The organism is Microcoleus sp. OTE_8_concoct_300 (assembly GCF_031383065.1).
Classification (GTDB): domain Bacteria; phylum Cyanobacteriota; class Cyanobacteriia; order Cyanobacteriales; family Microcoleaceae; genus Microcoleus.
Genome location: NZ_JANMZH010000721.1, coordinates 1 through 9245, shown reverse-complemented (window position 1 = coordinate 9245; position 9245 = coordinate 1). Strand labels below are relative to the sequence as shown.

The 9245-nt window shown below is 45.8% G+C and carries 10 protein-coding genes; 7 read left to right on the top strand and 3 right to left on the bottom strand.

Annotated elements, in window-relative coordinates; all coding sequences use genetic code 11:
- Positions 1 to 346 precede the first annotated feature (346 nt).
- Positions 347 to 1048, top strand: a complete 702-nt coding sequence (locus ACUVJL_RS32600) for a 2-hydroxyacid dehydrogenase (RefSeq protein WP_445249616.1) — start codon at positions 347 to 349, stop codon at positions 1046 to 1048.
- Positions 1049 to 1060: 12 nt separating this feature from the next.
- Here ACUVJL_RS32600 and ACUVJL_RS32595 read toward each other — a convergent pair whose 3' ends face one another.
- Positions 1061 to 2353 carry an RNA-guided endonuclease InsQ/TnpB family protein gene (locus ACUVJL_RS32595; RefSeq protein WP_445249615.1) on the bottom strand — a complete coding sequence of 431 codons (1293 nt, stop codon included), beginning with the start codon at positions 2351 to 2353 and terminating at the stop codon, positions 1061 to 1063.
- Positions 2354 to 2445: 92 nt separating this feature from the next.
- Between ACUVJL_RS32595 and ACUVJL_RS32590 the strand changes: the two genes are divergently transcribed.
- Both ACUVJL_RS32590 and ACUVJL_RS32585 read left to right on the top strand, forming a co-directional pair.
- Entirely contained in the window at positions 2446 to 2775 is a 330-nt protein-coding gene (locus ACUVJL_RS32590) for an NAD(P)-dependent oxidoreductase (protein ID WP_445249614.1), read from the top strand.
- 196 nt (positions 2776 to 2971) lie between these two features.
- Complete coding sequence (locus ACUVJL_RS32585) at positions 2972 to 3409, top strand: CAAD domain-containing protein (protein WP_445249613.1); 438 nt, start codon at positions 2972 to 2974, stop codon at positions 3407 to 3409.
- Positions 3410 to 3536: 127 nt separating this feature from the next.
- Here ACUVJL_RS32585 and aroA read toward each other — a convergent pair whose 3' ends face one another.
- Positions 3537 to 4892 carry a 3-phosphoshikimate 1-carboxyvinyltransferase gene (gene aroA, locus ACUVJL_RS32580; protein WP_445249612.1) on the bottom strand — a complete coding sequence of 452 codons (1356 nt, stop codon included), beginning with the start codon at positions 4890 to 4892 and terminating at the stop codon, positions 3537 to 3539.
- A gap of 554 nt (positions 4893 to 5446) precedes the next feature.
- On the opposite strand from aroA, the gene ACUVJL_RS32575 reads away from it, so the two are divergent.
- Entirely contained in the window at positions 5447 to 5950 is a 504-nt protein-coding gene (locus ACUVJL_RS32575) for a hypothetical protein (RefSeq protein ID WP_445249611.1), read from the top strand.
- A 153-nt stretch (positions 5951 to 6103) separates the two neighbouring features.
- Here the strand turns inward: ACUVJL_RS32575 and ACUVJL_RS32570 are convergent, their stop codons facing one another.
- Positions 6104 to 6583 carry a hypothetical protein gene (locus ACUVJL_RS32570; protein WP_445249610.1) on the bottom strand — a complete coding sequence of 160 codons (480 nt, stop codon included), beginning with the start codon at positions 6581 to 6583 and terminating at the stop codon, positions 6104 to 6106.
- Positions 6584 to 6862: 279 nt separating this feature from the next.
- On the opposite strand from ACUVJL_RS32570, the gene ACUVJL_RS32565 reads away from it, so the two are divergent.
- The 3 genes from ACUVJL_RS32565 (at position 6863) to ACUVJL_RS32555 (ending at position 9009) form a co-directional block, all read left to right on the top strand.
- Positions 6863 to 7540: a hypothetical protein gene (locus tag ACUVJL_RS32565; RefSeq protein ID WP_445249609.1), complete on the top strand. Its 678-nt coding sequence runs from the start codon at positions 6863 to 6865 to the stop codon at positions 7538 to 7540.
- 238 nt (positions 7541 to 7778) lie between these two features.
- Complete coding sequence (locus ACUVJL_RS32560; protein ID WP_445249608.1) at positions 7779 to 8078, top strand: putative quinol monooxygenase; 300 nt, start codon at positions 7779 to 7781, stop codon at positions 8076 to 8078.
- Between the two features lie 121 nt (positions 8079 to 8199).
- Positions 8200 to 9009 (top strand): MOSC domain-containing protein, encoded by an 810-nt coding sequence (locus tag ACUVJL_RS32555; protein ID WP_445249607.1) that lies wholly within the window; start codon positions 8200 to 8202, stop codon positions 9007 to 9009.
- The last annotated feature ends 236 nt before the right edge of the window (positions 9010 to 9245 follow it).

The following is a 9245-nucleotide window of genomic DNA, read 5'->3' as shown; positions in this document are numbered from 1 at the left end:
CCAATTTTATATGAGGCTGCATAGAATCTGATCCCCCCTAACCCCCCGCGGGAGGGGGGGACAAGAGCTTGGTCAAAGTCCCCCTTATTAAGGGGGATTTAGGGGGATCGAAATATATGCAACTTCACATTAAATTGGTATAAGCTGTAGAAATTAGTGCTGTCTGAGACTTCTAAAATTTCATATAGGATTGTTTTGACTTGTTTACGCATTTGCTCCTCCCCTCGGTGATGGCAGATTAATGATTACTGCTTAGTCTAGTTTAATAAATTTAATTAAAAAAACTAAGGTTTGGAGCTAAGCTGGGAAGAACTGCCAACTATTACTGGATTTGCAGGCAAAAATCATGAAGGTAGCCGTATTTAATACCAAATCCTACGATCGCACTTTTCTGACAGCAGCTAATGTCGGCGGTAAACATGACTTGGTTTTTTTTGAACCGCATCTGACCATGGAAACCAGCGTTTTGGCTGCTGGATTTCCGGCCGTCTGCGCCTTCGTGAACGACTGCTTGGACGGGAAAACCCTCGGGGCGATCGCCGAAAAAGGCGTCCGCTTGCTAGCCCTGAGATCCGCCGGATTCAATCACCTGGATTTAGCTGCAGCTAGCGATTTAGGCTTAACTCTCCTCCGAGTTCCTGCTTATTCTCCCTACGCCGTCGCGGAACACGCAGTTGCTATGATGTTGTCCCTCAACCGCAAAATCCACCGGGCCTACAACCGCGTCCGCGAAGGCAATTTCGCCCTAGACGGCTTGTTGGGTTTTGACCTCTACAGCAAAACGGTGGGAATCGTCGGGACTGGCAGAATAGGGGCAATTACTGCCCAAATTCTGCAGGGATTCGGGTGTCGCCTGCTGGGATACGATGTTTTCCAAAACCCAGATTGCCTCGCCCTAGGCATGGAATACGTGGCACTCCCGGAACTATTCGCCGCTTCTGATATTGTCAGCCTTCACTGTCCGCTGATACCGGAAACTTACCATTTGATCGGTGCAGAGGCGATCGAGCAAATGAAACCGGGGATGATGCTGATCAATAGCTGGTAAAAGTATAGTCATTTATTGCATGACATGGGAGGCGTTAAGTCCCTCCCCCTTCCCTTTCACTTTGAGCGGATCGACCCGCCTCGGCTGAACTACGCAGCTCCCTATCCCATTGCGGAACGCATTTGGGATTGCTTTTCTGAGGATATTGTACGCTGCATTCACATCGGAATTAATTAGCTGACCAGTCGATGTTTTGTACAAACCCCGCTTAATCCGCTTACCAGTAAACACAGGCTCTTTTTCGGTTTTTCCATAAACAGGAATTGGGTCTAAACCTAAAAAACTGGAGCGGGATGTGTAGGATTCTTCCTGCACAATTACTGTGATTCCCGCCAACCGAGCTTTGTACTCCAACATTTCAATTAATCGAGAGTGAGGAATACTAACAAAGTTTTGATTTTTTTTCTTCCCTAACTCGATTTCTGTTTTCCACTGCGCGTTCTTGCCAATTACTAGCGTCCCAATCTGCTTGGTGAGCAAAAGGTTAATAATTAGACGGCTAGCATGATGTAAGTAATTATCAACTTTTTGATGGCGACAGCGAGTTAAGCGCTGAATGCGGGGCGAAGTTTTGCGATTCCCTTTTAACTGGGATTGCAATCGTGCTTTCCGCTTATTGTAAAACTGGTTAATCGATTTCAATGGTCGCCCGTTAATCAACAAAGGGATAAATCCCGGTTGATTTGAAGTTAACGCCACTAAATTATCCAGTCCTAAATCAATACTAGCTACAGAATTAGCGTTGCCAAGGGTGGACTCCGGTTCACTTCGACTACGCTCAGTACAAGCATCATAAATTACCTCAATTACATAGGAATCACATTTCGGAACCAGCCTAATTTGGCAAACCTGGTGGGGATTGACTTGGGTTTTAATTAAAAGTTCTGTACCCGAAAGTTTAATGATTCCTTTCTTCAACTGTTTGCTGCTAATTGCTTGAATCGTGTAGACGAGAAGATTTCGCCCTTTAGTCTTATCTTTGTACTTTGGCAATTTTGGGCGACCCGTGAATTTTGAAGAATCAACTTTGTAAGCTTTAACGGCTTCAAAAAACGATTTCCAATTCTTGTCTAGCACCATCAAGATTTGCTGACTTACTTTAGCAGGCAAAGCCTTATATGCTTCGTGAGACTTCATCAATCGGTTCATTTCGTTATAACTGACATAACCCCATCCATAAATAAAGCTCTGACGAATGACGTAATTGGCGGCATTGTAGAGGTTTTTGGACTTGAAAGCTAGTTCGTCTATTTGGGCGAAACGGTGTTCCGTTGATTTAATGATGTGCCTCTCTGTTAGTTGCATTTGAGACTTGCGTTTTTTGGGCTATGCGTATTCCTTGTTCAACACTCACAACAATATAATACCATTATTGTTTATAATTGCTTATAAACTCAATGAAGTTTTACAATACCAGCCGCGGTCAGTTGATTGACACTAAAGCTGTTACCAAAGCACTGAAGTCTGGTATAATTGGCTACCTCGGCTTAGATGTTTACGAACAAGAGACGGATCTGTTTTTTGAGGATTTGTCAAATCACGTTATTCAAGACGACGTATTTCAGCGCTTGCTGACTTTCCCGAACGTCCTGATTACCGGACATCAAGCTTTCTTCACCGAGGAAGCTTTGAAAAATATCGCCGAAACCACGATCGGCAATATCACCGACTTTGAACAAGGACGCCCTTGTCCGAATCGAATCGACCTCGATCAAGTCAAAAAATGAGTCAAAAGACCGATTTGGCAAGGATGGAAATTGTTTACAATCAAGTATTATCCTTATTTTTGCTTGCAATTTGTGAAGCTCTGCCTTAGTCTCATCAATTAGTCCCGGCAGCGCGAATGCTGCGCTAATTGCCGGAGAATTATACTGGCAGCCACTCAAAGCCTGCAATTGTACTTGACACCGGAGGAAGTATCAAATGACACAAGCTAACTTTTCTGACGAGGCACAAACAGTCACTGAAGTCGTCACAGTAGACCTGGTGCCTGACCAACCGGGGGTCATGACTACAGTGACAACCGCAGAAACACCGACGAGCGAGTTCCAAAATATTAAAGACCAAGTTCTGACAATTTTGTCGGAACTTCCAACCTATCTCTCCAATTTTTTTGCTGACTACCAAAAGCCCCTCATAACTATTGGTTTAATTCTGGCAGGCGGTATTAGTATTAAGGTAATGCTGGGAGTTTTAGGTGCTATTAATGATGTCCCTTTGGTAGCTCCCGTTTTTGAGTTGATTGGGATGGGATATACGGGGTGGTTTGTTTACCGCTATCTGCTCAAGGCTTCTAACCGCCAAGAGTTGTTAACGGAAATTGATTCTTTAAAAGAACAAGTTGTAGGTAAAGATTCTTAGAGTAAGTCATTAGTCATTGGTCATTAGTCATTAGTTAGTGGTTATTTGTTATTTGTGAGGCTATAGCAATAACCGATAACAAGTAACCAGCAACCAATGCCCAATGCCCAATGCCCAATGCCCAATCTCAATTTGGATGGCAAACTTGTTGCAAAGTGGCGGTAAAGTCGGGGTAGGAAATGGCAGCAGCTTCTGCCCGGTGAATGGTAGTAATACCTGTGGCGTTGAGGGCTGCGATCGCCAAACTCATCGCTATTCTGTGGTCGGTGTAGCTGTCAACATCGGCGCCGATCAAAGGAGTTCCCCCGGTAATTTCTAAACCGTCGGGTAACTCGGAAATTTTGGCTCCCATGCGGTTGAGTTCGGCAGCAGTCACGGCCAGCCGATCGCTCTCTTTGACTCGCAACTCGGCCGCATCTCGAATTATTGTAGTACCCGATGCAAAGATTGCCGCTACGGCCAAAATCGGGATTTCGTCAATCAGTCGGGGAATTAAGTCGCCAGCAATGGTGCATCCCCGCAATTGGCCGGAACTGCGAACCAAAATATCCGCTACCGGTTCCCCAGCGGCCTCTCGCTGATTTTGCAGTTCAATGTCGGCCCCCATCATCTCCAAAGCTTCCAAAATGCCTGTACGAGTTGGGTTGACGCCGACATTTTCGACTACGAGCTCCGAACCCGGGACGATCGCCCCAGCAACTAGCCAAAAAGCCGCCGAACTAATATCCCCCGGTACAATCACATTCTGCCCTTGCAGTTGTGTCGGCCCAGTGACTGTCACGCTGCAAGTTTCTGGATCGATGCTCAATTGGGCTCCAAACGCTCGCAGCATCCGCTCGCTGTGATCCCGCGACAGGGCCGGTTCTGTGACTGTAGTTTCTCCGCTTGCCATCAAACCAGCGAGCAAAATGCAAGATTTAACTTGAGCCGAGGCGATCGGAGAATGGTAGTGAATCGGTTTTAACTGCTGTCCGAGTATCGCTAAAGGAGCTAAAGAATTGCTTTTTCTACCCCAAATTTGCGCTCCCATTTGTTGCAGCGGTTTAATGACGCGCGACATCGGCCGCGATCGCAAAGAACTGTCACCCGTTACCGCAAAAAAACGCCCTGGATGAGAGGCTAAAATTCCCAACATTAGCCGCATCGTCGTGCCGGAATTACCCGCGTCCAATACTTCCACAGGCTCCTCTAACTCGCCAATTCCGACGCCCCGAACCCTCACCCGTTCCGCGTTGAGTTCAGAAACTTTGGCTCCCAGGAGCGAGAAACATTTAGCCGTGCTGCGGGGGTCTTCTCCTAGCAGCAGTCCCTCAATTGTAGTTTCACCTTGGGCGATCGCACCCAACATCAAAGCTCGGTGAGAAATCGACTTATCGCCGGGGACTCGAATCCTCCCCGCCAGCGACAAGCCCGAGGCTGGTTTTTGAATGCTTAAAGTTTGACTTTTGTCAAGAAGCGAAGTAGTTATAATGTCAGCTTGCATTGAGATAAACTAGGATGGGATGGCGTTAGCTATCCTACCTTTTTCCCAGTCCTAAGTCAGTCGTCTTCTGGTATGCCTGGGGGTTTTTTCCCAAGGTGTCCGGTTAACTCCAAGGCTGATTAAACTCGCCGGGACAGTGCGCTGTCAGTTGTCAGCGACAAGAAAGAGCGGGCGCAACTGCACGGATTTTACTTTAATTTCACCTTAATTTCACAAGTAGTTCGCGATCGCACTTGCGACCTCAGAAACCCGTTTTCTTCGTATATCTATCATTACTAAATGCAAAATTTCGTAGAAACCGAGTTTCTAGCCCCCATAGGGGGCCCTGACAAATACTATCTGTCTATCTGCCCTTATTTCATGTTCGGCTCTCAGTTATCGACCAGATGATTGAATTTTGACTGAACAATTTTAGATTTTCGATTGCGAGTTGTAGGTTTTTCATTTTTTTAAGCAAAAGCTCCGGAATTTGGAACCCAGCCAATCTAAAATCTAAAGTCTAAAGTCTCAAATCTCAAACTACCCGATCCACAACAACCCCTACACTTTTGTTTATGCTGACCCATCACCGCAAGCCTGTAAGTTTATCGCTGGTATCCACAGATTTACCTTTGTGGTCAGTCGTTGAAACGGCTGGTACCCTTTATCAAAAAGACCGGGATCGCTTTCACTTGTTGTTGCACGAACCAGCAATAATCGATCGCCAATTTTCCGACGACTCCGACGAATCTGCCGAGCAAGTTACAATCTTACCCCCAACTACAAAACCCCGGTTGCTCTGGCTAGAAGTTTCACCCTATCGAGTGATTATGACCATGCAAGGAAACGGCAAATACAGTTACCGCCACTGCTGGGAACGAGAAATGTACGGGCTGAGCCGTTATTGGCTACAGGGCGAATCGCTGGCGACTCCCGAACAGTTGCGACTCCGTAACTTCACTCGGAACTTGACGCTGACAGGAAAGCCGGAACCGGAACACCTGCGGTTAGAATATGAGTTGTGGTCGGACAAAGTGCAACTCGGTCGCTATATTCTGAATCTAGAAATTCATCACTAAAATTGGGGATGGGTAATTGGGAATGGCTAATTGGGAATGGCTAATTGGGAATTAGTAGATGGCCGGTGAAGGATCCGCCTTCCCAAACTCATGCACTGCGAAGCCTTGGGGAGTGGCTCGCGTTGCAATCTCAAAACTCAAAACTATTAGCCTTTAGGACCGGCTCTTACAATAATTAATCAGTTTGTCAGTCAAAGCGTCTTGATTTGCGGCTGCTTGATTCGCCTGCTGTCCGGCTCGGATAATATCTGCTTGAGCGGTTTGGATTTGCTCTCGACCTTCTATACTTGTAGAAGCCCGATTTCCTGCCTCAAGAGTTCGGCCTATGTCGCCGAGTGCTTGACCCATTTGCTGGAAGGATTTAACCGACTGACCCTGAATTTCTTTGAGGGTTTTATCTGTGATTCGCAGAGCCTCAAGTTCTTTCGCTGTTTGGTTCAAGTCTTTAGCTAAGTTCTTGGTCGTTGCAGCATCGTTGCGGTCTTTCTTAACATCAATGAGAGCGTTCCCTTTGGTGATAACTGCTGTAAATTTAGTACACTGGACAGCTGGGCTATTGCTACAACTAATCATCAGCGTACAGCAAGCAACAACTATCAGCAAGATGGCAATCTGTTTGCGAAAAAAGTACATGAACCCTCGGTTGCAAAAAAAGTAGATTCTGGGATGTTGTAGTAGAGTGCGTCAGCCGATTTTAGATTTTAGATTTTAGATTTTAGATTGACTTGCAGCAATGAATCTAGATATTCAACAAAAGTCTAAAATTTGGGAATCACCACTCAAGGTCCTGGGGGGTCTGTATCCATTTTTGGGCGGATGGGCGATTAGCCGATCGATATATCGACAGTCGAAAAACTTTCGCGACATTCAGACACGCTCTACTAAGCTAAACTACGTACCTGTTTGGGAACTATGGTCAAAAACAGCAATAACCTAAAGAAGGGAAGCATTTGGGGATATCTTACCCTGCTTTTGCCTATTTCCTTGACGGCGGTTGCCAGTTTCGAGTCGGGAAGGATGTTTTGGGCGATCGCCACCACAGCGGGCATTGCTTGGGCTTGCAGCCTTTATCAGCAGCAGCAAAAAAATAAACTCGCTCATTTAGACTCGGTTTTCTACAAGTTGATCAAGGAAAATCAAGGGCGAGTGACTGCTTTGGATTTGGCGATGAATGCGAAACTGCCCGGAGAAAAGGTTCAAGAGTATCTCGACGAACGAGCCTCTGAGTTTGCAGCGGATTTTGAAGTGACGGAACAAGGCGGAATTTTGTATTATTTTCAAATAGCTCCCACTGTCAATCAAAGCGAAACACCTAAGGCGGCAATAGCTGTTCAAGAGCCTCCCATAAATCGGGAAAAAGCACAAGAGACAAAACCCAATTTATTCCCCATTGCTCAAATCAAGACTCCTGAAAAACCCAAAATCTCTTTTACCCAGACGGAACTCTCGCGCAGGTTCAAAGTTCACGCAAGTACGATCGGCAAGTGGAAAGTTAAGCCGGAGTTTGCTCAGTGGAGCCGCGAAAAAGACCCGGAAGCGATCGCCTGGGAATATTCTACAGAAAACAAGCGATTTTATCCCAAAGATTGAGTTCCTCCGGTATTCGCCAAAATATACCAAGAAACCCGGTTTATACGACGATATGCGATTGGTAACGAATAATTCCCCAAAAAACGGGGTTTCTGAGACTCGATCGCGTCCTGGGACTGATTCTGCTGCCCGTTGACCGATCGACCTCTTTAGGTTATTTTAAGTAAAATCGTGTTTTGTTGAGTTTGCCAAATAAAAATCGGTAAATTCGATCGTCATATCTGTTTCTTTTTCTCCTATGTCTAAAACAACCTTGCGAGTAGTCGCCCGCCTTGCTGCCTTTCCCGACAAAGTAGAAGCACTTAAATCCCTTCTGCTGAGCATTGTAGAGCCAACTCGCAAAGAAAAAGGCTGCATCACATACGAACTCCTGCAAAATCAAGCCGATCCAACAGATTTTACGTTTGTTGAAGAGTGGGAAAGTGCAGCTTTGCTCGAACTACATCTTGGTTCAACTCACATTCAAGACGCCGTGCAGAAATTAGACGGTTTGGCCGTTGGGCCTCCAGATATCCGCCGCTATGAATTGCTAGCCTAACAGGCAAGATGCCTGTTCCACAAAGAGTAGATTTTCTTGTGGAACAGGCATCTTGCCTGTTCAAAAAAGGATTATTGACAATGGTGCAAGATCTTAGATTTTACTAACTTCGGAAAATTTTATGACAGTAGCAACAATAAAACAGTTATTTATTTATCCAATTAAAGGGCTGACGCCGCAAGAAATGTCGGAGTTTGCTTTAACAGCAGGGCACGGAATTAAGGGCGATCGAGCTTTTGCCTTAATGTTTGCAGATAATCTGGAAGCGGCTAAGATGCCTGCCCAAAATATACCTTGGATGAGCAAAAAACATTTTGCGGTTCAAAACGATTGGCCTCTGTTAGCAGCTTTGGAATGTCATTATCAACCGGAAACGGCCGTTTTAACAGTCCAGAATCAAGGAGTTGCAGTGTTATCCGCAGAAACGAACACAGCAGCGGGGCGCGATCGCATCGGCACTTTTTTCACAGAATATCTGGCGGCAATTGAACCTACAAAAGAAGCGAGACACCCGCAGTTTGCACCTTTGCACTTAGTCGGCGACAGCAGCGGCGAAACTCGCTATCCTGACAGAGAACCCGTACACATTTCTTTACTCAGTCAAGCCACATTAGACGAATTAACAGAAATCGCTCTTCAAAACATTGACGTGGGCAGATTTCGCCCGAACATTGTGCTAGAAGGTATGGCAGCTTGGTCAGAATTTGAGTTGATCGGAAAACAGTTTCAATTAGGCACGGCGCTCATAGAAGTTACAGCACGAATCGGCCGCTGTGTCAATATAGAAGTGAATCCAGAAACGGGCGATCGGGATATTTCCCTACTCAGTTTACTCCAAAAGGAATTCGGTCACGCACAAACAGGAGTTTTAGCCAAAATTATCAACAGTGGCACAGTTAAAATCGGCGATGTTTTGACTGCTGTAAAATAGTAGGACTTACGGGCGGGCAGGATGCCCACCCCACAAGAAAACTCATTCTTTGTGGAACAGGCATCTTGCCTGTTCATGAGAATATCTTGCCTGTACATGAGAATGGTGCAAGATGTGAGATGCACCCTACAAGTCAATAGACCTCTTGCAAAAATCCTTTTCCTCAATTGATGGGACGGGCAAGATGCCCATCCCACAAGAGTTATTTTTTCTTGTGGGATGGGCATCTTGCCCGT